The sequence below is a fragment of the Desulfosporosinus burensis genome (genome assembly GCF_054657535.1).
The window spans coordinates 380,481-403,415 of record NZ_BAAHYN010000005.1 but is presented as its reverse complement, the minus strand read 5'-3'; the positions used below and the strand labels follow the sequence as shown (position 1 = coordinate 403,415).

The window sequence follows — 22,935 nt, the reverse complement described above, 5'->3', positions numbered from 1 at the left end:
TGATTACCACGTCGGTCTAAAACCTTGTCAATGTGGTCGAAATCGCTACCCCATTTAATAATTTGACCTAATTATATGCACCCATTTGTTTTTTTGGGTGTAGGTTGATTATAATTGTGTTGGGTGTAGGGTGGTTGTAACACGCAATACCGGGTTTTAGAAGGACCGTCCCCCCAACATTTCCCCCAACATTTTAAAAACCGATTTTTCCCCTAATGGCTTTAATAAGGACTTCTAGGATACCCCCGTCTCATCTGTCCCCTAGTCTCTACCCCTCCAACTCCATCCGTCCCCGTAATCGTATGCGTCAAAATGTCCTTCACCGAAACAATTTGATCTGTTGGAGTAAAAGCAATTCGCTCCACGATAAACACCGGATCAAAAGCATGGATGAGCATGCGTTTAGGTGATGAAGCAAAATTAGCTCCTGCTGAAAGAATCGCTTCATAGTTAGATTGGCAAGCCCCTGCAAAAATCACTAGTGCATCACGGTTATGCTGAAAACGTCTTGCTTCCAATACAGATTCCACAAAATAGCGTGAACTCCGATAACTATCATTACTGTGAAAATCCTTTTTTCCATAGATGAAGCCGTCGTGACCGGTCAATACTAAGATATCAGCTGGGTTTTCTTGTAATATTTTGCGAATTACTCTCGGTTGTTCAATCTCTGATTTACAAATACCCTTAGCATCAATTCCCATTTGCCGATACATTTTAATACATTGGTTTAGATAATCTTGGTCTCCGTCAAGCTGTAACACTCGTCCTGGCACCTCAAAAAATTCTCTTTTGTCATCTAAATCCATCTTCCTTTGACTGGTTAGTTTGTGTAACTTTTGATAAATCAGCTTACTATCTTCACGCTCGTAGTTCGCAACTTCACTTGGACTCTTTGCGACAAGGTCTGAGATCGGAGCATCCGCGAGTAGTCGTAAATTAATCCCTTTAAGAATCGCCGATCCTTCCCCTTTTAAATTTACCTTCAACTGATCAATGTGAAAGTAAATATCCTGTCGATGTGAGAGTCGAGCAACAACATCTCCAACCTGAAACATAGCCAGACCTCCTTTTTCATGGTTCGAAGTTCGTGGTTCGAATATCAAATCAAATACAGCTGGTGAATCTTTTTCCATAATTCGAATAGCGAATATCGACCTTCAAATATGCTATATACTATGTCGAATATAGCTAAACGGCATATAGTATAGCAAGTTAAGATAAAGGGGGTCCAATGATGTTCGGAGTAATTATTCCAGCCAAAAACGAGGAAAAGAGCATCTTGGCAGTCTTAACCACTGTATTGCGTCTTCCTATAAGCTATATAATCATTGTCCTTAATGGCTGTACGGATCGGACGTTAGAGCTTGCTCGCTCGATACCAGATACTCGGATTCATATTCTATATTTTTCAGAACCCTTAGGTATTGATATTCCGAGAGCAGTCGGAGCGCTTTATGCACGTAATTTAGGAGTTACGGGAGCACTGTTTGTCGATGGGGATATGTCCGGGGATATCTATCACAATCTTGTCCAACTCCTTACTTCCATTGAATCAGGTGTCGATGTTGCTTTAACAAATTGTTATCCCTACATTCCACATCGGCAAAAACTTGCTAATCTCGTCCTTAAATTCCGTTCGAAGCTCAATCGTGAACTAGATCTTTTTAAGACCCTAGGTCTTGCAACGCCCACACACGGTCCTCATGCCCTTTCTAAACACGCCTTAGATACCCTTCCTATCAAGGCTATCGCAATACCCCCGCTCACCCTGTATTGGGCAAAGGAGATTGGTTTTTCGATTAAAGTGGCCACCTCAATTCCTCACGAAGCTCTACACTCTCCTCGAAAACATCGACGTCATGCGCGACTGATTGGCGAAACTATCATTGGAGATTGCCTTATGGGCATAGCGCTAAGCCAAGCTATCCCTATGACTCGATTACTGGGAAAACACAACTTATTGGGCTACCATCCAGAACGGCGTTTTGATCTCCTTAGAGATTGGCAAGAATCTCTAAAATCTCAGGGCTTGTTTTATGAGCAACATGTTATCATCCCCGGAACCTCTAATTGCGCAAGTCGAGAGATCTTTAATTCCTCAGTTTAGGATTGATTTTTTGCCTTTGAAAGTATTCTAAAATAGTTTCCTTTTCATCCACCCGCACATGGACAATCGGTTGCAGTTGACCCTCCTTGATCCCGGTCCATTTCATATAAATGGTTTGAGTATAGGCTTTATTTAAGATGGGGTCTGAGTACTGTAGATCAATGACGATAAAGTGCGCCTTGATTTCAAGCTGTTTAGGGTAAATCTCTTCGCTGGGGATCGTTACAATTAAGCTCGATGAAGTTTCTTTGGGGATGTCGTTAACAATCGAGGATTCATCTTCGTAAATCGGTTTATCGTCCAATCGCTCATCAAAGATAACCGTCTTACTCGAAAGATTGACCGCTGGGTGTATTCCCACATTATTGAATTTCAACTCAAAGCTTAGTTCATTACCTAAGTCAATTTTAGGTGATTCCTTCAAAATGAAATAGGGTCGTGCGGTCTCTTGCTGTACCTTCCAAGCGGCCACTGTCAAATAGACTGTAATCAACGCCGTAAGCGCAAGCACGGTCGTTGCCATCGTCGCAATAATACTTGACCATTTAAGGAAACTATTCTTTGCTTTTCCCAACCCCAGTCAACCTCCATAATCTGCAACATTATCTTAACCGCGAACTTCTAGGATAATCATAGACTCGATTTCGAACCTCGAACCTCGAGCTTCGTTTATCAGGCAACCTTATAGTTTGGAAATTGAACGTCTTTTATGCCATCAAAGATCAAGAAATTCTTTTAGCATACCTTGATTACCCTTTTACATCTTTAACGTTCGTTACAAAAGGAGGAGTATACACCGACAAAGTGGTGTATACTCCTCAATTCCTACTATTTAGTCCTGAAAGGCTCTTGTTAAAATCTGGAACTCTTCTATGCTCAACGATTCTGCACGTCGCCCTTCCGAAATGCCTACGCTTTGCATGCGTTCGATGACTTCTTCTTTTTTAATCCCTAGTCCACCCATCAGCGAATTACTCAAGGTTTTCCTCCGCTGACTGAAAGCGGCTTTAACTATTCGAAAAAAGTCCTTTTTATCTACGTCAAATCCTGGGTAGGGGCGAAGGTCTAGTCTAAGTACGGACGAAGTAACCTTGGGCGAAGGCCAAAAAGCACTCGGTAAGACATCCGTTACTTTTGTTACTCTTGCCGAAATCTGCACCGCAATTGACAAAATACCATAGGTCTTACTCCCTGGTGGTGCTGCAATACGATCAGCTACTTCTTTCTGTATCATAATCGTCATCCCACTTAATCTATCCGCTTGCTCAAGAAAATGCATGATCAGTGGACTGGTAATATAATAAGGCAGATTCCCCACCAAATATCCTGATTGATCTCCCCAGAGATCCTTTAGATCTAGCTTTAAAGCATCCTGATGGACAATTTCTATAGGGAGCCCTTTTAGCTCTCTGCTCAGAATCCCAATTTTATGGTTATCCAACTCAACCGCCCACATCTTGGGCACTTTGGGTGCGAGGACCCGTGTTAAGACTCCTAGACCGGGCCCGATTTCTACGAGTGGAACATCCGGTTGTAACGTACTGGCTGAGACAATACAGTCAATCACTTCGTCACTCATTAAAAAAACCTGGCCCAGCGATTTATGGGCGCGTGCCCCATGTTTTATGAGTCGCTGAGTGTATTCAGATGCGCTTTCCATGCTGAACCTCCTCTATTGCCTTGAAAAGAACCTCCCGTGAAATTCCGAAACGGTTTAACCGATGAAGGAATTGTTTGGCATTCGTATCTCCGATTCCTAGCTTGCGCCCTACAGCTATCCTATATTCACTTGCCTGCTCTACGCCCGCAAGACCAGCTTGAAATAAATCCTGTATCGTAAACTTCTCACCGTTACTGGAAGTCTTATGATCTTGCTGAATAGTTTCAAAGGCACGACGGATTTCCTGTAATGCAGCATTTTCAACCCCGATATCCCCATCTTTTGTCGCTACTTTCCTAGATAAGTAAGCATGTTTAGCGTGCGGAACATAAGTCCGAATACGATTGCGAATTTGCTCTCCCACCGTGTCTGGATCTGTAAAAACAATCACTCCTTGATGGTTTGCCATTTCTGCAATATACTCTAACTTTTTCTTGGTTAGCCCATAACCATCAGTCCAGAGAAGATCCACTTCTCCAAGGGCACGGCGCACTGCATGTGCGTCATTTTTCCCTTCAACTACAATTAATTCTTTTATCATCCTTTGATTCCTCCGCTTTCAACTCCTATATCTTAACCGAGAATGTCCAAATACTCAAATTAAGGGGGCATACTTTAACGGGACGAAAGATTTTCTCTTCCGTCCCGTTAATGAGTTTATTTTTCCTCCCTGGTTTCTTTATTGGTGCCATAAGTTTTTATGAGCTGATCCCAAATAGCGGGATCCTCCATTCCTAAACGCCAAATAGCAACGCCATGCAACTTGTATTTAAGCGCATCATCCATTTTTGCTCTTAAGCTGGCGATATTCTCAAAGTAAACTTCGTGACGTATCCCATTTGCTGTATAGGTAAACTGTGGCACTTTCGCATTTGGATCGGTAACAATTTCTACGCCGTGCTTCTTAGCCCGCTCAAGTGTTTGAGCATAGGACAGATAATCTGGCATGATAGGTTTGTTCGTTCCCCAGTCAAAGGAGTATACCGGGAGACCCATCACAATTTTTTCTTTAGGTATTTTTCCCACTGCGAATTTAATAACTCGATCTACCCATCCCTCAGAGGCTACTGGTCCTTGGGTTGTTCCGAGTCCATGCTCATCATAGGTCATAAGGATGATTTGGTCAGCGGATTTTCCGATTGCAGCATAATCATAGGCACCTGACCATAGATCTGATGGATAATCTACAAATTTTGCCGGGATAGAAATGTTCAAGACTTTATCTTTCGCTTTTAATGCTTTTTTAAGCTCAGCAACAAAGGCAGAGAAATTTTCTCGATCTCCAGGAGGGGTTTTCTCAATGTCAACCGAAATTCCATCCCAATTATCTTTGGTTGTCAGGTTGACTAAGCTTGTCACTAAGTTCGACCTTTTTCCTGGGTTAGATAATACACTGTGTGCTAGATTCTCATCAAAGCCAACCGTTCCTTTTAACTTCATGTTATGCACTAAAGCATAAGCTTTGGACCCATTTTTTTGAACCTGATCTTTAATTTTTAGATCAACGTCACCTGTCTTAATAACCTTGCCGTTTGCATCAAAAGAGTACCAGAAAAACGCAACTTCATCCATTAACTTAGCATTTTTCAACGTCGTTTCTTTCGAACTAGGTACAGGCCCTTCTTGGTCAGTGTAAAATCCCATGACCACACGTTTTTCAGGTCCTAATACGGATTCTCGCGTTGCTCCTGCCTCCGCTTCAGGGAGCTTTGTGTTTTGAGCTGTTTGCTCAGGCGGAGTTTCAGGAGTATTAGGAGATTGTACATTGGTACATCCTGTCAAGGTAAGCCCTAAAATCAAGGCACTACTCATAAAAGTCAGAAACCGTTTCATGCTACACTTCAACTCCTTAATCTAGATTCGGTCACTGACTTTATTTTCCCCGCTTCAAAAGAGGTTATGTATCTAAATAATTTTAGTAATATATATCCTTCCTAAGTCAATTATGGGAGTCTTTCGAAATAGTTGGAAATTCCTTTGGCAATCGCACGTGATAATTGCTCTTGATACCAAGTTTGTTGTAACTTTGTCTGTTCTTTTGTACTGGACAAATATCCGACTTCCACAATAACAGCTGGCATTTTGGTGTTTTTTATCACGTAAAAATCACCAGGCTTGGCAACTCTACGATTCATCCCTGATATTTTAATCAATTCTTGTTGGATTAATTCAGCTAACCTTTTTCCAGATTCAGATTTATAATGGTAAAATGTTTCGGCCCCTGAATTTTGACCTTTGGCGGTTGCATTAACATGTAAACTGACAAAAACATTAGCTTTCTCCTGATTTGCCATATCAATGCGGTGATTTAGGTCAATTTTCTTCTTGGAAGTTTTACCTGTGACCCCATTAGGAACATAATCCGAATCTTCTTCCCGAGTAAGAAAAACCACTATTCCACTTGGACGAAGCATCTCCTTAACTTTATGGGCAATTTGGAGATTAATCTCTTTTTCATAAACACCCTGAGAGGAAACCGCTCCTGGATCATACCCTCCATGTCCGGGATCAAGCATCACAACGTAACGATCTTCCAGAGGGCTAACAACGGCGGTAGAACCATGCCAAAATACTGAGACTACTAACATACCCATTACACCCAAAACAAGAATTATTGCCGTTTTTTTACCTAGTATTATTTTAGGCCATCGCACCATCGTTTCCAGCACTCCCTTACTTGTGGTTCTCTTTAAGAGTATGTGCTGAGAAATAAAGTTAGACTTTCAGTTTTCTGTATTAAGTAAAGGGTGACTTCACTTTAAGAGAAGTCACCCTTTAAAACTAATTTATTTATTGAACATATACCAAAACATTGCGAACACCCCAGGACAAGGCTTCCTGCTGGGAATTCATGTAAAGGTCAATACGATTACCTCGGATAGAACCTCCAGTATCTAACGCCCGTGCAACTCCATAGCCCTCAACATATACATTCTTCCCTAGTGGGATGACCCTAGGATCGACAGCAATGATCCCCGTACGGACCGCTGCCCCTGTTGCAGTTGTGCCTCCAGGTATACAATAAGCGGTTGCTCTCATAACATAAGCTCTTTTAAACTGAATCGTGTTTCCACCCCGTGAAATAGAAGTTTGTGTACCACGAGAAACCACTTGATTAGTGGGAGACTTGACTACTCGTTGGCCAAGTATCTCTCGATCAACCTCTTTTCCATCCTCTAAGGTAAGTCGTATGGTCTGCTCTTGAGCACCATTTGAGCCACGACTGACCACTTTGTCCGGTAATCCAACGGGATAATCCGCCGGTTGGGCAACTGTCTGATAAGGAATCTCACTCGTCAAAACTTCTATTTTCTCAGAAACTCTAACAACATCCAATTGGTCATTCGGTTCTAGCATATGATCAAGTGCTAACGAGATCTTATCTTTGGTGCCGAGGGTCAGGCCTAGTTTCTTTAGTGCGTCCTCTACGGTTCGTGGTGCAATAAATTCTTCCGACTTCTTGCCATCTGCATTCACGATGATAGGAATAGCCTTATGTACCTTAATTTCCATCTGACTGGAAACCACTTCAGTCCGTAAAACATTAACTTCGTCAACGTCTTTAACTTCAATACTATATCTCTCAGCTAACTCAGTTATAGCTTCTCCCACGGTTTTAGCGGGCGTCCGTGTCATAAACATCTGGTCATCTACTGAGAACTGAACCGGTACACTTTTGGTTACTTCAACGCTTAATCCCTTTGTAACTTTTGTGTCACGTGAGGGAATTACAATATCTTCAGGATAAAATTCAAATTTCGAATAGTCAAGTGCCTGACCAACAGTCCCGAAAATTGTTGTAATCTGTATGGGCTCTCCGTCAATAGTAAGGTTAATCGTTTTCATATTGTAAAAAAGGGCCATTGTGGCAATCAAGAAAATAACAAATCCGGCAACGACAAATTGGGCAATACGAGATGTACGAACTAAGACAAAGCCTTTAGTTCGAGTAATCTGTAACATTGAATCCCTCCAAAATATGCTAATAACAACTCTATTTTAATAGATAAGTAGTCAGTTGTCAAAATAATTTCCATTATATGGAGTTAAGGATATGAATGCGCACAGGCTTTCGACCCCAATCCATACACTGACGTAGGGTACCAAAGAAAACATCAATTTTATTGCCAAGAATTGCTCCCCCCGTGTCTGCGGCTATTGCATAACCGTATCCTTCAACATAGACTTTAGTACCCATCGGAATAACTTTTGGATCGACAGCAATCAAGCCTTCCCTCGGCTTGACTCCAGTCGCGGTGTTATTTCCAGTATATGTATAAGCGGAGGCTTCAACGTCCAATGATTTACTAATCTTCAGCGTAGTTAAATCAACTTGTTCCTTTTCAGCAACAGTTTGTTTAGGAGTTTGAACAATTACTTTCTTTTTTGGAATTGGCTCTGAGTTTTGAATAATGACTTCCTTCTTAGGACTTTTAAGTTCGAGGCTAGAGACCACTTGTTGATCAACGGGTTGTCCATCGACTTCGAAGGTCTTAATTACCTGACGCAAAACGCCTTTTTCCCCTTGTTCCTCAGTTTGACTCATACCTGGAAGAAGTTTATCCGATTCAACATATTGCGTTTCAAACGGGATCTCTTGCTCTACAACTTGAACCCTGTTAGTTATCTCCTTATCTCCAGTCCCTTCACTTGGCAGTGCTTGGCTACTTATTTCTTGAGTACCTCCTGCTTGATTGTCTATGTCTTGGCTAGATAAATTCAGATCGCTTACTCCCCTGTTAGCCGTGCTCTTACTTAGTGGTCTTTGCTCGATTAAACCCCGATTAAATGCCAGCTCTGCAAGTCCCAAATTATTGATTTCTGTATTATGTTGTTCTATATTTAATTTTTTTGTACTTAATGGTTGTAAGGTCTGCAGAGAGTAGAGTTGAGAAATTTCTGGGACTTCCAACATTGAATACCGTGTACCAGCTGCAAACACTGCTAATCCGCCTAAGTACGAACTCCACTGCTTGGTTCTTCGCCAATAATCGGAATAAGTAGTAATCGGTAGCGAATACATTTTATCCCTCCTTACTAAAATCTATGATGTAATCAAAAAAAAAGAACTGTTAAATCAGTTCTTTAGACAAGTCTAAAAATGGTTTCTGCATTACGCATAGTTTGCATAGCAAGATCTTCAAAAGGCACGCCTCGGATCTCAGCTAGTTTCTTAACTATTTCTACAACATAAGTCGGTTCATTACGCTTTCCACGTCGCGGTTCTGGAGTTAAATAGGGGGAATCTGTCTCTACCAAAATTCGATCTAACGGGGCGTTTTTAGCCACCTCGACCGTATGTCGGGCATTTTTATAGGTAACTGGTCCAGCAAACGATAGATAGAATCCTAGGTTCAAGAGAACCTTTGCCATTTCCCAAGAGCCTGAGTAGCAATGAAATATTCCACCGTATTGAGGGGGATTCGACTTAACAATTTCCATAACATCCTGATGCGCATCGCGATTGTGAATAACAATAGGCAGGCCAACTTCATTAGCCAATTTAATTTGTTGGATAAATACCTTTTTTTGAATCGGGCGTGGGGACAGATCTCGATAATAATCAAGCCCAATTTCGCCCCAAGCCAACACTTTCGGTTGTTTAACCAATTTTTCTAAAAGCTTTTCCCAAGTTTCATCGTTAGCCTCTTCCGCATTGTGAGGGTGTACACCAATCGCTGCATAAATAAAATCATAGTCTTGGGCTAGCTTAACAGACCGCTCTGAAGAAGGAAGATCATAGCCTACATTCGTCAGCCGCGAAATCCCGGCTGACTTCATACGTGCAGCAACTTCAAGAAAGTCTTCCTTATAGCCAAGATCATCTAGGTGTGCGTGAGTATCCCAAATCATTTGACCCGCGCCCCTCCAGGAAGATCTTTTTTCAACGTAAGAACCTCCAAGATTTCCCCTTGCGAAGCTGCTAATATCATACCTTGGGACGTAATTCCCCTGAGCTTGGTGGGTTTCAAATTAGCGACCACGACAACATATTGATTAATAAGGTCTTCTGGTGCATAGTGCTTAGCAATACCAGAAACCACTGTGCGTACTTCTCCAGCCACTTCAATTTCTAACTTCAAAAGTTTATCCGTCTTCTCCACTTTCTCGGCACTTAAAACCTTTCCGACCCTTAAATCCAGCTTGGCAAATTCTTCAATGCTGATTTCTTCTTTAATAGGCTCAAATTCTATGGTCTGAACAGGTTCTAGGCTTTCCTTTGGAGCTTGTGCTTGGTCCACTGTTTTAATCTCCCCTACCGTTAGATATTGCGTAACATCAATTCTCGGAAAAAGTGGCTCTCCCTTTTGGACGCGCGTTCCATGATTCAGTATTCCCCATTGATCCGCTTCATTCCAGCGGATGAGGCCCTCATCATACCCTATGAGCTTGCAAATCTTCGAGGGTAATCCCGGCATAAAGGGGGCCGTTAAGATTGCCATAATTCGTATCGATTCTACAAAGGTATATAGCACCGTATCTAAGCGCTCCCGCTGCTCCTCTTGTTTAGCGAGCGCCCAGGGGGCTGTTTCGTCCACATACTTGTTACACCTTGCCACAAACCGCCAAATTTCTTCAAGCGCGCTGGCTGGATCGCAGCTATTGAGGCTTTGCTCAACAGATTTCTTTACCTCTTGACTCAATGCTTTTAATTCCCGCTCCAGTTCACTGTCTTGTCCGGGCTGAGGTACAATTCCCTCTCTGTACTTGACAACCATTGCTAAACTTCGAGATATAAAATTCCCAAAATCATTAGCCAAATCGCTGTTTAGGCGTTCGACCACGTTATCTTCGGAATACGTACCATCTGTTCCTACCTGCATTTCTCGCAATAAGAAATAACGGATAGTATCTGAGCCATATCTCTGAATCAATTCGAAAGAATCCTGTACGTTACCGCGAGACTTGGATATTTTCCCACCATCTTTGGTTAAATACCAACCATGGCCATAAATCACTTTAGGTAGTGGAATGTCTAAGGCCATCAGAATAATTGGCCAAATCACAGCGTGAAAACGCACAATATCCTTCCCCATAATGTGCACATCAGCAGGCCAATACCTCTGATAATTCTCCCCATCAGGGTACCCAAGCGCCGAAATATAATTTATCAAAGCATCCAGCCAGACATATACAACGTGTTTAGGGTCAAAGGGAACTTTAATTCCCCATTGAAATGTGGTACGCGAAACACAAAGGTCCTCTAAACCACCTTCAATAAAACGCAGCATTTCGTTGCGTCGGGAAACTGGTTGAATAAATTCCGGATGCTCTTCAATATATTGATGCAAAGCTCCTTGATACTTTGAAAGACGGAAAAAATAACTTTCTTCCTTGAGTAATTCCACGTCACGACCACAATCTGCATTAGGACATTTTCCATCAATCAGTTTGTTTTCCATCCAGAACGTTTCACAAGGGGTACAATACCACCCAGAATACTCTGATTTATAGATATCCCCTTGTTCAAAAAGTTTGGTAAAGATTTTTTGAACGACTATTTGATGACGTTGCTCCGTTGTCCGTATAAAATCATCATTCGAAATATCTAAGGCGTTCCATAGTTCTTTAAAACGTTCTACCACACCATCCACGTATAGTTTGGGGTCCATCTGATGTGCTTCGGCGGTACGAACTATTTTTTGAGCATTTTCATCGGTACCCGTTAGAAAATAAACTTGATCCCCTATCAATCTATGATAACGGGCAAGTGCATCTGCTGCAACCGTTGTATATGCAGTACCAATATGTGGACTTGAATTAGGATAAAAAATCGGAGTGGTTATGTAATATTTCACCGTTACGTCTCCTTCTCAATTTCATTAGAGTGAACTTGTTGAAACTCGCACATATAAAAGTAGGAATTGGAAAACTGGTAAGAAAAAGGCAGACTCATATTTGTCAAGTATACCCACAATTGAGATTTCGTATAATAAAAGGCCTTTTAAGTTCAAAAGACAATAATTTCAGAAAATCTTTTTAAAAAACCGGTTGACTTTATATGGAACGATTGGTATCATAAGTCTGTAGTTTCCTGTCGAATGTTGTTGTAAAGGGAGTGTGGAGGAAAAATGATGAAATCAACTGGAATCGTAAGAAAAGTAGATGAACTCGGTCGTATTGTTTTACCGATAGAGCTTAGACGCACTTTAGGTATTGACGAGAAAGACGCTCTGGAGATCTATGTGGACCAAGAAAGAATTATTCTCAAAAAGTATGAGCCTGCTTGTGTATTTTGTGGTAATGCCAGTAATAACCAAATGTTTCATGGCAAAAACGTCTGCCGAGACTGTGCAGTTGCTATGAGCGAAAATTTAGCTAGTAGTGTCGAATCCTCAAAAGCTGTTTAATAGCTAAACCATACTTAGAGAAATTTCAAAAACGGAAATGTGCATATAATTAACTTTGAAGGCCATAAAGGCCTTCTTTTTTCTATTATCCGAAAGAATAATTTCAGGTCATCATATGAGCAACTATTTATGGTCTAACGGTCCCTTTTTGCCATCACGGCGCCTTGCCATCCGGCATCTAGCCATCCATGGCGATGGTCCCTTCTCACCATCCTGCAAGAAGGCTAATTCGTGCGAAGACAGTGTCTTCGGGTTTCAGGGACACTCGGCCATCCTTGGCCAGCGCTCTAATCTCGAACATCCCTGTTCGAGTCATGGCGGCGCTCTAACCTCGAACATCCTGTTCGAGTCTTGGCTACAGGGACACTTGACCATCCATGGTCTGCGGTCCCTTCCCGCCATCACGGCGCCTTGCCATCCATGGCGGCGCTCTAATCTCGAACATCCCTGTTCGAGTCATGGCTACAGGGACACTTGACCATCCATGGTCTGCGCATCGAGGAGGGCTTGGTAGATTTGTTGCTTTTTTACTCCATGGCGCTTGGCCACTTCTTTCATGGCTTCCATTTTACTTAATCCCCGGTCAATCCCTTCCTGGACCTCGGTGCACCATTCTTCTGGGCTTCCTACCAATTTAACATGGACGTAGGGTGCTAATATGATGCAACACTCTCCCCGAGGTGTGGTTTGTTCAAAAGCCTTTATTAACTCTAAAACGGTTCCTCGATGCACTTGCTGATGTAATTTGGTTAGCTCACGTACCACCGCCGCCTCACGATCCCCAAAATGCTCTGACATCCCTTGGAGGGTAGCCACTAGACGATGAGGAGCCTCATAGAATATCTGTGTCTGTGAGAGATTTGCCAGTGGCTCTAGACTTCGTTTCCTAGCCCCCGTGGTCGTGGGCAGAAACCCGTGAAACGAAAAATGTTCCGTGGGCATTCCAGATAAGACCAAAGCTGTAAGTGCTGCATTAGGTCCGGGCAAAACATCGACTGGAATATCCTCGTTCTGACAAAGCCGGATTATTTCATTTCCGGGATCAGAAATACCCGGTAGACCAGCATCCGAAATAAGCGCAATTGTTAAACCGCTTTTAAGTTTCTCCACCAGTTCTAGAGATTTCTTCTTTTCGTTATGTTCGTGATAACTAATCATGTGGGTCGTAATCTGGTAATGCTGTAAAAGCTTACGTGAATGACGAGTATCTTCTGCAGCAATCAGATCTACTTCGCGCAACGTATCTAAAACCCTTAACGTGATATCTCCCAAATTTCCAATGGGTGTCGCGCATACATACAATGTACCTTTAGCCAACAATGCCTTCGACTCCTTGTTTCCATCCCAATACTTCGTTAATCTTTCCTTAAAAAGCCCATGCAAAATAGGCAATCCCCTTCTAACGGTTGCCCAAAATGAAGATGGCAAACGTGGAAGCCTTCTTGGTATAGGCGAACAAGATTATCATGGGCCACTCCTTGGATGTGCTCCGCATTGGCGATAACTCGTTCTGTTTCTTTCTCCGGAAGAGTCCATTCTCGCTTTAACTTAATATTTTCATTCTCTAACGCTTGAACATATGGTTTTAAGCGATTAACTTCCTCGAGTAAAGATCGTAATTTCTCTTCGACTTCGGTCAAGGCCTGGGTCAATTGGCTCATACTTTCTCACTCTTTCCTTTAGGCCTTTCCCCTTTCCTATTGCGTTGCTGTCTCCCGTCAGGTTTAGGAGAGAGAGCGCTTTCCGCGCGGGGATTCTGTTCATCGGAGCCTTCCATAAGCTTATCTGCATCTATAGTATTATGTTGTCGTGAACAATACTCTTTATCGTCAGATCTGTAACAGCCATTTTCATACTTAAGACAGCACATCAGGCGACCACAAATTCCAGAGATCTTGGTTGGATTAAGAGAGAGCTTTTGGTCCTTCGCCATCCGAATCGAGACTGGCTCAAAATCCCCTAAGAAAGAAGTACAGCAAAGGATCCTGCCACAAGAACCGACTCCCCCAAGCATTTTGGCTTCGTCGCGCACTCCTATTTGGCGTAGTTCGATGCGCGTCCTAAAGATTGCTGCTAAATCCTTCACCAATTCCCTGAAATCAACCCGCCCTTCTGCCGTGAAGGAAAAAATAATCTTATTCCCGTCAAACGTATATTCAACATCCACTAATTTCATGGGTAGATGATGTTCGGCAATCTTCTTTAAGCAGATTTGAAAGGCGTCTCTTTCTTTCGCTTTATTTTGTTCGACAAAATGTTCGTCCGTTGCTGTGGCCTTACGCATAACCTGTTTTAATGGCAAAATCACCTCTTCGTCAGGAACCTGACGAGAAGGTATAACCAATTCCCCAAATTCAATACCCCTTGCTGTTTCAACAATTACTTTATCAAATGCAGCGAGTTCAAGGTCTCCCGGGGAGAAATAATATATTTTTCCGGCGTGTTTAAAACGAACGCCCACAATCTCAATCACAGAGAGCCCCCCCTTGTTGAAATAATTCCAAAGCTAACACTTCAATCACTAATCTCGGATTTACTTGTTGTCTTAGTACATCAACGGCCTGCCCGATCGCCAAAAGGTCGAACGGTCGGATCGTCCCATTTCGAATTCCTGCTTGGGCCTGTACCGCCATTACCTGTAGATAAAGGTTGGCTTGATTCTTATCGATCGGAAAAAGAGCAAAGAGTTTAAGGAAATCTCTCTCTTGGACAGCAATCCTAAACTTTTCCAGCCATTCTTGCAGTGTAGAAATTCCGTGTTTTAAAATCTCTGTCGCCAGATTCTGATTACTTCCACTTAGCCGAAAGGCTTGAATTGCCTCATGCCTATCCCCGTCTCCTACTTCCTTTAACCAGGCTTCTTCAGAAAGATTCGGGAAATAAACAAGCTGTGCGCGGCTCTGTATCGTGGGTAAAATGCCTTCCGCATTATCAGCACTCAAAATAATAACCGTCCGCTCCGGCGGTTCCTCAATAACTTTTAACAGGGAATTTGCGGCCGGAATCGTCAAAGCTTCTGCATGCTCAATTATAGAAACTTTATAAATTCCCTCGTAATGCTTAAGATTCACCTTTTCTTGCCACTTAAGTACCTGCTCAATCCCGATGGTCGTTTTAAGAGGCTTTAGCCATAAAACTTCTGGATGATTCCCACTGAGAATCTTTCGACAAGACGAACAACTTTGACAAGGTCCGTTGGAAATCGGCTTACTACAGTTCAAAATTTGCGCTAAACGGAGAGCAACCTCCCGTTGATGAAGCGAACTTCCTCCATGGAACAGTAAGAGATGGGCTAATCGCCTTTCACTTGCCGCTTTCTCTAAGTGTTCTAACTGTCGTTTCATATCGTCACATCAACACCTTTGTCCTCGCCAATCGGGATTACTCTCTTCATCCTTTAGCCCCCCTCGACAATCCAAATTGTTTGATTCTCAAAACCGTCCCAGCCTTGCCAGCGTCCCTCTCCAGCAGTGAGTAACCTATCTAAAACTTCTTGAGTCATTTGCTCTCCCATTACGATCACTGGGATTCCGGGCGGATAGGGCGAGATCGTTTCTCCAACAATATGACCTAAGCTCTGCTTGAGGGGGATTTGATGCTTATGGGCAAAAAAAGCTTCCCGTGGAGAAAGAATCCGGCGAGGTAAAGGAAGAATCTTAGGAACCAATCTTTCTACTCCCTTTTTTCTGCCTATATTGGCAACAGAGGGAGCAAAATTAATTAAACTTTCTAACCCCTTGGTAAGGCAGCGAATATCCTCCGGTTTATTCCCAATTCCTAACATAAATAGGATATTTTCCTCATCCCATAACTCTGGTTCAATTCCAAAGCCTTCTCTGAGGTATTCTACACAACGTGGGGCTGAAATACCCAGCGGCAATGTATTAATAAGAATTTTTGACCAATCCACTGAATGAATGCCATAGGTCCCGACATCTTCTCCTGAGAGAATTCGAAAACCAGTCCCTACTTTCCTATGAAGTTCATCGACTGCTTCCCTGAGACATTCCCACCGCCCACTATCTAAGGCGAATTCTCCGGCTCGCTCCAATGAGGCAAGAAATAAATAACTTGGGCTTGAGGATTGCAGAAACTCTAGACTTTGCCTCAAGCGAGTGCGAGAGACCCTACTCCCTTGAACATGTAGCATAGCAGATTGAGTTAAAGCACTTAAAGTCTTATGAGAGCTATGTAATACTAGGTCTGCTCCAACCTTTAAGGCACTAGGAGGAAATAACGAGCCAAGGTAATGTGAGCCATGCGCTTGATCGACGAGAATAGGTGTTTCAAATTCCAAACGCGTTCTTTCATCTACCAAACAGCTTAATTGAAAGCCTGTACCGTAATAACTGGGATACGTGACATGACAGGCAGATAACCCTTGCCATGAAATCTGTTGCTTCTTCACGTCAAGTCCTAAAGGAAGATTAAAATCCGGGTGAATGATGGGCAGCAAATAATCTGGTTTTAAACCACTTAAAACCAAGGCGGACATAACGGAACGATGAGAGCTTCTTTCTACAGCAACCCTCTTATCCGCAGTATCTTCCAAAGCGAGAAACATCGCTTGATTTCCAACCGTCCCCCCGTTAACCAAAAAAAAGGTTTCCTCTGCCCCAAAAATCTCTGCCGCACGTTTTTGCGCCTTGGCAATAATCCCGTACGGTGAATGAAGCATATCAAGCCCCGGAAGCTCAGTTAAATCAAATCCCCGAAAATCAAGGCCATTAAAAAACTCCTGTCGACCTTTATGGCCAGGAGTATGGAAAGAGCAAAATCCTTGTTTATGGTAATGGCTCAATCCCGCTCCAAGATCACCCACCGAATGAAGAACCTCCATTCACCAGACTTGCTTACCAGTTGAATATAACTAACACATGGTATTCTTTATAGTTTAACATGAAATAGGTTTTTTTTCATCCCTAATACTAATCCTCTATTCAGGGAACCAAGTATTAAAGAAAATTATAAGTTCTAATAAGACATTTTAATAGTTTCCTTACTTCATTGCTGGTAAAACTAGTTTGTATCTTATTAAACAGATTATTTGTTGACCGTTCTGACTTAATAAAAAATTCCTTTTATCAAAAACATGAACTCTTGATATTCCGGTGTGCCTTGCTCTGCTGTGAACAACTCCTGTTGGCAATCCGAACAAAAAAACATTCCCTGGACTCTAAAACCATCATATAGGCCCTCTTTAGGGACCTGAGTACAACGGTAACATACAGGGAGAACCTTACCCCCGTTGACAAAAGCATTATGATCTTTAAAAACTTCTTGAGTTTCTGATGGGCTTTTTATATAGTTCTGGAACATCTTAATCATGATTATACCCCCCTAGTTACTTCTACCCCTATTCTTGCCCTTCTACCGTTGGATTAACCGCACTGCCACTTGACATCCCAGAATGATGAACCGTAACTTGCACATCCAGAGAAATCGGAAAATCTTTAATTTCCGCCTCCCAATCATCCTTTATTGTCTTCCAATATGCCGAATTTTTTTGTTCAATATGCCGTCCAATTCCCAGAAAATCAAGACCTAGCTCTCGTTGCTTTTTAAGTGAACTCTCACATTCTTTCTCAATAACCTTAGCAAAGCTCTTTTCTGCCCCTTTCGCTAATTCTACCCAATCCGTAGCCGATAGTGGTTTCTTTAGGCCCAGAACTTCATCAATTGCAATACTTGTGTTGATCTGGTATTGTAACTCTATTTTTCCGTTCTTAGCTTGTACTTTGTACTTTGTACTGGATTTTAGTACTTGCCCTCCCAACTTAACGCTGTTTTCTTCATCTGTAAGATTTACAGTGTTAATTAAGCGATGTATAACGTCATTCTCCAACCACATATATCCTTTAGTTTCTTCGTCTGTCAAAAAATCTACCAAGCGATCTCCACGCAAAACTCCCGCACCTTGTATCCGTATCTCCCCGGCCTCATCGTTTCCCTCCGCTTTATATTCGATGCCCTCCCCAGGCTTTACGCTCTCAAGCACAGGGAGAATTGGCGCCGTACTTGATGTACCCAAAATAGTAAGGTAATGCCCTAACCGTACTGTCGGGAAGCTCGATAGTTCATCCCCACCTTCAATAATATTTTTAATAGCCATAGCTGGTATTAGCTCTGACCGTAATTTTAAATTTAAAATATCTTGAGCCTTTCCATCAGCTAGAATTAGGTACATCGATCGACGAAATTCAGCAAAGCGTTGTGCAAAATCCAACATATCATTAAAACCGCTGGCTTTTGCTAACTCCTCGCCAATGATAATCACCTTAAGTGAACCCATAAAAGGTGTACGATAGGTTACTTTAGAAGTCATTTCAATAGCCTCTCTGGCGCTTGAAGCCTCCATACTAAATGTATGATCCTCAATCTCTGCACCAGTTGTACTTCCTTTTTTAGACCTTGCAAATTGAAGTGTAATGAGATAAGTACCTGGTTTCTTCCCAAGATCAAATCCTACTCCTAATAGTGGGGCCAATTCCTCCACTTCCCGTTTTCCCCAACATCCCGGTAATAACAGGAGGCAAAGAATCATGATCAAGACAAGCCCTATTTGACATTTTTCGTCTCTAATACATTTCATTAAACCCCAGCTCCTCTCTTCCAGCGCGAGACTACCCAAAGGGTAAGTATCCAAACAGATGCAAAAGGTAAAATGAGATAATCATCGACGAGTCCAATTTCCATAATTAAAGAAGGTCCTCTTTTAAACCTAAAAGCGATCCCCATAAATATGACGCCCACTGCGAAATTCCATTTTAATCCCTTCAATTTAAAGACGGTTTCTAAGCCCCAAGTCACTGTGTAAAAGAAGGCGCAGACCTTTATGACCAGGGCTCCTAACCACACCCCCAGAAATAAGGATTCAACTCCAGCTACTGTCCGACTTATTTCCACCATCTTCCCTAAGACAAGTAAACCATAGACTAAACGGATGGTCTCTGCAGGTCCAAACACTAGAATTTGAATTAAGACAACCAATGTATCCAGGAATCCTACCAAAAAAACTGCTCGCCAAACCCCTGTCTTTAACTGGCCGAGCTCTTGTTTACCAGTAGATAAAAAAGGAAGAATTCCCGCTAAGAAGAGAATATATTCCATCGCAAAGGGTACTACTTTGAGCCCCCCCCAAAAAAGCGGTTTCAATCCCTCACTTAAAATAGGCATTAGTTCTCCTTGTTCCATACGCGGTATGGAGAGACCGACATTCAGAACCAAGGCGATCACGATTAGGGGAAAGATGACTTCGGAAAAGCGCGCAAATACTTCAATTCCCGAATTAACCAAGTAAAAAACGAGTAAAAGCCCTCCTAGGTAGAACACCCCAAGGGGGGTTAGAGGCATAATTGAAGTCTCATAGATATCTCCTGCTTGGGCCAACAACAGCCCGCCAAAGTAACCCGTGATTGAAATATAAAGAACCCCAATGATTTTCCCAATCCATTTTCCAAACAGTGTTTCTGAAATTTGTAACAAATTTCTGCCTGGATACTGTTCCAAAAGCGAAATTACCATTAAGCCGTAAGGAATTGCCACAGTTAAGCCGGGTAAGACACTCATCCAGCTACCCCGTCCACCAGCTCCAACTACAATCGATGCTACAGGGAGAAACGTTGTCCCCAATAGTACGGCAGCCCCTAAGGTCATGAATTGATGTGATGAAATTCTTTCCATCGTTACCCTTCACCTCCTGATGGGGGTTCCATTCGTCGAACACCCGCGCCTTTCTTCCAAATAAGGATTCAACTCCAGTAACCGTTCGGCTTACTTCCACCATTTTTCCTAAGACAAGTAAACCATAGACCACGCGAATAGTTTCCGTTGGTCCAAAAACAAGCATTTGGATTAAGACAACTAACGTGTCTAGAATGCCCACCAAGAAAACAGTTCGCCAAACTCCAGTTTTCAATTGACGAAGCTCTTGCTTTCCGGTGGGTAGAAAAGCTAAAATTCCTGCTAGAAAGAGCATATAGGTCATCACAAAAGGGGTTACTTTAAATGCCCCTAATAAAATTGGTTTAAATCCCTCACTTAAAATAGGCAAAAGTTCCCCTTGCTCGATCCGAGGTGCAGAGAGTCCGATATTCAGAAGCAAGGCGATGACGATCAGTGGAAAGACTACTTCGGAAAAACGAGCTATCACTTCGATCCCAGAGTTCACTAGGTAGAAAACGAGTAATAATCCTCCTAGATAGAAAACTCCAAGAGGGGTTAAGGGCATAGTCGAAACCTGATAGATGTCCCCTACTTGCCCGAGTAACAAGCCACCAAGATAACCCGTTATTAGTATGAAAATGGTACCAATGATTTTACCGATCCACTTTCCCTGCAGTGTTTCTGAAATCTGCAACAAATTTTTTTGAGGATACTCTTCTAAAAGGGAAAATACCATTAAGCCGTAAGGGATTCCCACGGCAAATCCCGGCAAGACGCTCATCCATCCACCCCGACCGCCGACTCCAGTCACGATGGATGCTACGGGAAGAAAGGTTGTACCTAGGAGTACGGAAGCTCCTAAGGTCATAAATTGGTGGGGAGAAATTCTTTCCATGCTTACCTCTTCCCATTTGGTCGAGGTTCCTCGACGTCCATGAGTTGAGGACGACGCTTTAACGCCCACCATGGTGCTCGAACGAATGTATCTTGTAAAAAGGCCCGAATGCGCAGCGGGGCTATCGGGCTTAAGTAGGGAACTCCGAAAGAACGAAGGCTTAGGACGTGAATTAAGATGGCATAAAGACCCACAGCTACCCCAAAAAAACCAAGTATACCCGCCAAAACCATGAGTGGGAATCGCATGAGCCGAACCGCAAGACCCAAATCAAAGGTAGGAATAGCATAGCTAGCTACAGCTGTCAATCCGATGATAATAACCATCAGAGGGCTGACCAGACCGGCACTCACCGCTGCTTCACCGATAATAAGTGCCCCCACAATTCCGATCGTCTGTCCAATCGGTTTTGGCAAGCGGAGCCCTGCTTCCTGTAATATTTCTAAAGTGACTGTCATAGTTAAGGCCTCTAAAAGAGCGGGAAAGGGCACCCCTTGCCGACCTGCGGATATACTCATCAAGAGATCTGTCGGTATAATTTCCTGATGAAACGTCGTCACTGCAATATAGACGCTAGGGGCCACAATGGCTACAAATGCTCCTAAATACCTCACAAAGCGAGAAAGGATCGCAACCATGGCCCGTTGATAGTAGTCTTCATTCACATTTAAAAACTGTGTCAATACTGCTGGTACCACAAGCACTATGGGGGTTCCGTCGCAAATAATGCCCACTTTCCCTTCCAGAAGCTTTCCCGCCAAGACATCTGGACGCTCCGTAAAGGAGATTTGAGGAAAGGGAGAATAAGGATTATCCTCAATCATTTCCTCGATATATCCATTCCCGAGCATGCTATCCATCTTAATCGAACTCAATCTCCTTAGAACTTCGGAGACGATATCAGGATTTGCTATTTTGTCAATATAGGTAACTACAAGATCCGTATTCGTCATTTCTCCAAGTTTTAAAGAGATGATCCGTAAGGAGGGATGTTTGATCTTGCGCCGCAAAAGTGAGGTATTAGTTCGAAGCGTTTCCGAAAATCCTTCACGTGGCCCTTTGACAATCGACTCCGTAATCGGTTCAGTAACACCGCGATTAGCCCACCCCCTTGCACCAATAACAATAGCCTCCGTCAAGTCGCCGAAGAACATTACTGAATCACCCGATAAGATATTACCAACAGCATCTCCCATTTTAGATATTTTCTTAATCTCTAGGCCAGGGAGAAGACTCTGGAGAGTTTTATCCACAACATTTGCTAAGGTTACTTGTGCTAATTCTGGATTTCCAACTAAATCCACCATAAGAGGTTTGAGAATATAGTCATCGAGTAGATTCTTATCAACCAGGCCATCAACCGCCGCTAGCATACAAGGAATACGTTCTTTCCCTTGGAGAAAAAACTCCCGGAACACGACATCGCTACTTTTGGATAAGATCTCCTTTACTGTTTGTCCGGACAGAGGCTTTGTTAGATCTTCGTCAAACGTATACGAGGGAGATTTGCGGATCTGTTTTTCTCCCTTCGGACGAATGGTAAGGTCTTTGATCATTTTAATCCAACTGCGCACGTTTCTCCCTCCTTATCTAGTTTATCTTGTCCGACAACAATTTGATTATGCGCCTGCCCTTAGTTCGCTATTCTATTCAGCAGAAACAAACCCCTAGCCCTCATTTTTTCTGAGGACCACAACAATCGATATACACTAAAGGCGCTCCTTTAGTATCATGGGATTTATTGTTCATACATTGAATTAGTCAGTCTCACACCTATAGCTTATAAGACTCTTAAATAGTGACCCCTAATCTTTAATTTCTTCATACAAAAGAGTGTAAGGGGAACTACCGTTAAATAGTTCCCCTTACACTCTTTTGTATATCTTCTTTTGAATTCTAATTAACATTACCTGAAAAATAATGCTAAATGCCCAGCAACTGTAATACTGATAGTGCCATAACACCCGGAAATCCTAACAACCCGACAAGTAGGATTGTAAAGAAGTTAATAGGAACTTCTAACCCAAAGACACTTAAAAGAAAATTTATAAGCCAAAGTCCAACTATCCCACCTAAAATATGCATCATCACCTTGAGAAATACCCGAGGTTTTCCTAATGAAGAACGAACAACAAAGGCTAATAAAATTATGAAGAGTCCTAAAAAAACAAAGGTCATGGAAATCCTCCTTTGCCTAAAGCATAGTACATACTATGCACATAAGGACAAAGTAGAACCATTCTTAATCTTAATC

At 42.5% G+C, this 22,935-nt stretch carries 23 protein-coding genes; 2 read left to right on the top strand and 21 right to left on the bottom strand.

Translation table 11 applies throughout. The features are described 5' to 3' along the window. Positions 1-221: 221 nt before the first annotated feature. Positions 222-1,058 carry a sporulation peptidase YabG gene (gene yabG / locus ACYQ3Q_RS11405; RefSeq protein ID WP_459928653.1) on the bottom strand — a complete coding sequence of 279 codons (837 nt, stop codon included), beginning with the start codon at positions 1,056-1,058 and terminating at the stop codon, positions 222-224. Positions 1,059-1,237: 179 nt separating this feature from the next. On the opposite strand from yabG, the gene ACYQ3Q_RS11400 reads away from it, so the two are divergent. Beyond that, complete coding sequence (locus tag ACYQ3Q_RS11400) at positions 1,238-2,110, top strand: glycosyltransferase family 2 protein (RefSeq protein WP_459928652.1); 873 nt, start codon at positions 1,238-1,240, stop codon at positions 2,108-2,110. Here the strand turns inward: ACYQ3Q_RS11400 and ACYQ3Q_RS11395 are convergent. The 9 genes from ACYQ3Q_RS11395 to metG all read right to left on the bottom strand — a co-directional run bounded on the left by ACYQ3Q_RS11395 (position 2,094) and on the right by metG (position 11,569). Next, complete coding sequence (locus ACYQ3Q_RS11395) at positions 2,094-2,684, bottom strand: hypothetical protein (RefSeq protein WP_459928651.1); 591 nt, start codon at positions 2,682-2,684, stop codon at positions 2,094-2,096. The genes ACYQ3Q_RS11400 and ACYQ3Q_RS11395 overlap by 17 nt on opposite strands. Before the next feature lie 258 nt (positions 2,685-2,942). Then, a complete protein-coding gene (gene rsmA / locus ACYQ3Q_RS11390) occupies positions 2,943-3,770 on the bottom strand; it encodes a 16S rRNA (adenine(1518)-N(6)/adenine(1519)-N(6))-dimethyltransferase RsmA (protein ID WP_459928650.1) in 828 nt (275 codons plus the stop codon). Beyond that, positions 3,754-4,311, bottom strand: coding sequence for a ribonuclease M5 (gene rnmV / locus ACYQ3Q_RS11385; RefSeq protein ID WP_459928649.1), 558 nt, complete (start codon positions 4,309-4,311; stop codon positions 3,754-3,756). The genes rsmA and rnmV overlap by 17 nt, the downstream gene beginning before the upstream one ends. Positions 4,312-4,427: 116 nt before the next feature. Next, positions 4,428-5,603, bottom strand: a complete 1,176-nt coding sequence (locus tag ACYQ3Q_RS11380; protein WP_459928648.1) for a glycosyl hydrolase family 18 protein — start codon at positions 5,601-5,603, stop codon at positions 4,428-4,430. Between the two features lie 110 nt (positions 5,604-5,713). Next, the gene (locus tag ACYQ3Q_RS11375; protein ID WP_459928670.1) at positions 5,714-6,424 is read right to left on the bottom strand and encodes an N-acetylmuramoyl-L-alanine amidase family protein; all 711 of its coding nucleotides are present in this window, start codon (positions 6,422-6,424) and stop codon (positions 5,714-5,716) included. 136 nt (positions 6,425-6,560) lie between these two features. Then, positions 6,561-7,733, bottom strand: coding sequence for a resuscitation-promoting factor (locus tag ACYQ3Q_RS11370; RefSeq protein ID WP_459928647.1), 1,173 nt, complete (start codon positions 7,731-7,733; stop codon positions 6,561-6,563). 73 nt (positions 7,734-7,806) lie between these two features. Continuing rightward, entirely contained in the window at positions 7,807-8,793 is a 987-nt protein-coding gene (locus ACYQ3Q_RS11365) for a G5 and 3D domain-containing protein (protein ID WP_459928646.1), read from the bottom strand. 62 nt (positions 8,794-8,855) lie between these two features. After that, on the bottom strand, positions 8,856-9,623 hold the full coding sequence (locus tag ACYQ3Q_RS11360; RefSeq protein ID WP_459928645.1) for a TatD family hydrolase: 768 nt from the start codon (positions 9,621-9,623) through the stop codon (positions 8,856-8,858). Beyond that, positions 9,620-11,569 (bottom strand): methionine--tRNA ligase, encoded by a 1,950-nt coding sequence (gene metG / locus ACYQ3Q_RS11355; RefSeq protein WP_459928644.1) that lies wholly within the window; start codon positions 11,567-11,569, stop codon positions 9,620-9,622. The genes ACYQ3Q_RS11360 and metG overlap by 4 nt, the downstream gene beginning before the upstream one ends. A gap of 276 nt (positions 11,570-11,845) precedes the next feature. Between metG and ACYQ3Q_RS11350 the strand changes: the two genes are divergently transcribed. After that, positions 11,846-12,121, top strand: a complete 276-nt coding sequence (locus ACYQ3Q_RS11350; protein ID WP_034141148.1) for an AbrB/MazE/SpoVT family DNA-binding domain-containing protein — start codon at positions 11,846-11,848, stop codon at positions 12,119-12,121. Positions 12,122-12,583: 462 nt separating this feature from the next. Here the strand turns inward: ACYQ3Q_RS11350 and rsmI are convergent, their stop codons facing one another. The 11 genes from rsmI to ACYQ3Q_RS11295 all read right to left on the bottom strand — a co-directional run bounded on the left by rsmI (position 12,584) and on the right by ACYQ3Q_RS11295 (position 22,859). Next, positions 12,584-13,441, bottom strand: coding sequence for a 16S rRNA (cytidine(1402)-2'-O)-methyltransferase (rsmI, locus tag ACYQ3Q_RS11345; protein WP_459928669.1), 858 nt, complete (start codon positions 13,439-13,441; stop codon positions 12,584-12,586). 35 nt (positions 13,442-13,476) lie between these two features. Next, positions 13,477-13,782: an initiation-control protein YabA gene (locus ACYQ3Q_RS11340; protein WP_034141149.1), complete on the bottom strand. Its 306-nt coding sequence runs from the start codon at positions 13,780-13,782 to the stop codon at positions 13,477-13,479. After that, positions 13,779-14,594: a PSP1 domain-containing protein gene (locus tag ACYQ3Q_RS11335; protein ID WP_459928643.1), complete on the bottom strand. Its 816-nt coding sequence runs from the start codon at positions 14,592-14,594 to the stop codon at positions 13,779-13,781. Before ACYQ3Q_RS11335 ends, ACYQ3Q_RS11340 begins: the two co-directional genes overlap by 4 nt. Next, on the bottom strand, positions 14,587-15,465 hold the full coding sequence (locus ACYQ3Q_RS11330) for a DNA polymerase III subunit (RefSeq protein WP_459928642.1): 879 nt from the start codon (positions 15,463-15,465) through the stop codon (positions 14,587-14,589). Before ACYQ3Q_RS11330 ends, ACYQ3Q_RS11335 begins: the two co-directional genes overlap by 8 nt. A gap of 53 nt (positions 15,466-15,518) precedes the next feature. Then, on the bottom strand, positions 15,519-16,943 hold the full coding sequence (locus tag ACYQ3Q_RS11325) for an aminotransferase class I/II-fold pyridoxal phosphate-dependent enzyme (protein ID WP_459928641.1): 1,425 nt from the start codon (positions 16,941-16,943) through the stop codon (positions 15,519-15,521). Between the two features lie 242 nt (positions 16,944-17,185). Beyond that, positions 17,186-17,449, bottom strand: a complete 264-nt coding sequence (locus ACYQ3Q_RS11320) for a sigma factor G inhibitor Gin (RefSeq protein ID WP_459928640.1) — start codon at positions 17,447-17,449, stop codon at positions 17,186-17,188. Positions 17,450-17,477: 28 nt separating this feature from the next. Continuing rightward, a complete protein-coding gene (locus tag ACYQ3Q_RS11315; RefSeq protein ID WP_459928639.1) occupies positions 17,478-18,713 on the bottom strand; it encodes a Ger(x)C family spore germination protein in 1,236 nt (411 codons plus the stop codon). Beyond that, on the bottom strand, positions 18,713-19,804 hold the full coding sequence (locus ACYQ3Q_RS11310) for a GerAB/ArcD/ProY family transporter (RefSeq protein ID WP_459928638.1): 1,092 nt from the start codon (positions 19,802-19,804) through the stop codon (positions 18,713-18,715). Before ACYQ3Q_RS11310 ends, ACYQ3Q_RS11315 begins: the two co-directional genes overlap by 1 nt. Further along, positions 19,695-20,681 carry a GerAB/ArcD/ProY family transporter gene (locus ACYQ3Q_RS11305; protein ID WP_459928637.1) on the bottom strand — a complete coding sequence of 329 codons (987 nt, stop codon included), beginning with the start codon at positions 20,679-20,681 and terminating at the stop codon, positions 19,695-19,697. The genes ACYQ3Q_RS11310 and ACYQ3Q_RS11305 overlap by 110 nt, the downstream gene beginning before the upstream one ends. Before the next feature lie 2 nt (positions 20,682-20,683). Beyond that, entirely contained in the window at positions 20,684-22,255 is a 1,572-nt protein-coding gene (locus tag ACYQ3Q_RS11300; RefSeq protein ID WP_459928636.1) for a spore germination protein, read from the bottom strand. Between the two features lie 349 nt (positions 22,256-22,604). Further along, positions 22,605-22,859, bottom strand: a complete 255-nt coding sequence (locus ACYQ3Q_RS11295) for a pro-sigmaK processing inhibitor BofA family protein (RefSeq protein WP_459928635.1) — start codon at positions 22,857-22,859, stop codon at positions 22,605-22,607. Positions 22,860-22,935 lie beyond the last annotated feature (76 nt).

Excerpts from the sequence above, each read along its gene's own strand:
- yabG (WP_459928653.1), bottom strand. The coding sequence starts at position 1,058 with ATGTTTCAGGTTGGAGATGTTGTTGCTCGACTCTCACATCGACAGGAT.
- ACYQ3Q_RS11400 (WP_459928652.1), top strand. The coding sequence starts at position 1,238 with ATGTTCGGAGTAATTATTCCAGCCAAAAACGAGGAAAAGAGCATCTTG.
- rsmA (WP_459928650.1), bottom strand. The coding sequence starts at position 3,770 with ATGGAAAGCGCATCTGAATACACTCAGCGACTCATAAAACATGGGGCA.
- rnmV (WP_459928649.1), bottom strand. The coding sequence starts at position 4,311 with ATGATAAAAGAATTAATTGTAGTTGAAGGGAAAAATGACGCACATGCA.
- ACYQ3Q_RS11380 (WP_459928648.1), bottom strand. The coding sequence starts at position 5,603 with ATGAAACGGTTTCTGACTTTTATGAGTAGTGCCTTGATTTTAGGGCTT.
- ACYQ3Q_RS11370 (WP_459928647.1), bottom strand. The coding sequence starts at position 7,733 with ATGTTACAGATTACTCGAACTAAAGGCTTTGTCTTAGTTCGTACATCT.
- ACYQ3Q_RS11365 (WP_459928646.1), bottom strand. The coding sequence starts at position 8,793 with ATGTATTCGCTACCGATTACTACTTATTCCGATTATTGGCGAAGAACC.
- ACYQ3Q_RS11360 (WP_459928645.1), bottom strand. The coding sequence starts at position 9,623 with ATGATTTGGGATACTCACGCACACCTAGATGATCTTGGCTATAAGGAA.
- ACYQ3Q_RS11350 (WP_034141148.1), top strand. The coding sequence starts at position 11,846 with ATGAAATCAACTGGAATCGTAAGAAAAGTAGATGAACTCGGTCGTATT.
- ACYQ3Q_RS11340 (WP_034141149.1), bottom strand. The coding sequence starts at position 13,782 with ATGAGCCAATTGACCCAGGCCTTGACCGAAGTCGAAGAGAAATTACGA.
- ACYQ3Q_RS11330 (WP_459928642.1), bottom strand. The coding sequence starts at position 15,465 with ATGAAACGACAGTTAGAACACTTAGAGAAAGCGGCAAGTGAAAGGCGA.
- ACYQ3Q_RS11320 (WP_459928640.1), bottom strand. The coding sequence starts at position 17,449 with ATGATTAAGATGTTCCAGAACTATATAAAAAGCCCATCAGAAACTCAA.
- ACYQ3Q_RS11315 (WP_459928639.1), bottom strand. The coding sequence starts at position 18,713 with ATGAAATGTATTAGAGACGAAAAATGTCAAATAGGGCTTGTCTTGATC.
- ACYQ3Q_RS11310 (WP_459928638.1), bottom strand. The coding sequence starts at position 19,804 with ATGGAAAGAATTTCATCACATCAATTCATGACCTTAGGGGCTGCCGTA.
- ACYQ3Q_RS11305 (WP_459928637.1), bottom strand. The coding sequence starts at position 20,681 with ATGGAAAGAATTTCTCCCCACCAATTTATGACCTTAGGAGCTTCCGTA.
- ACYQ3Q_RS11295 (WP_459928635.1), bottom strand. The coding sequence starts at position 22,859 with ATGACCTTTGTTTTTTTAGGACTCTTCATAATTTTATTAGCCTTTGTT.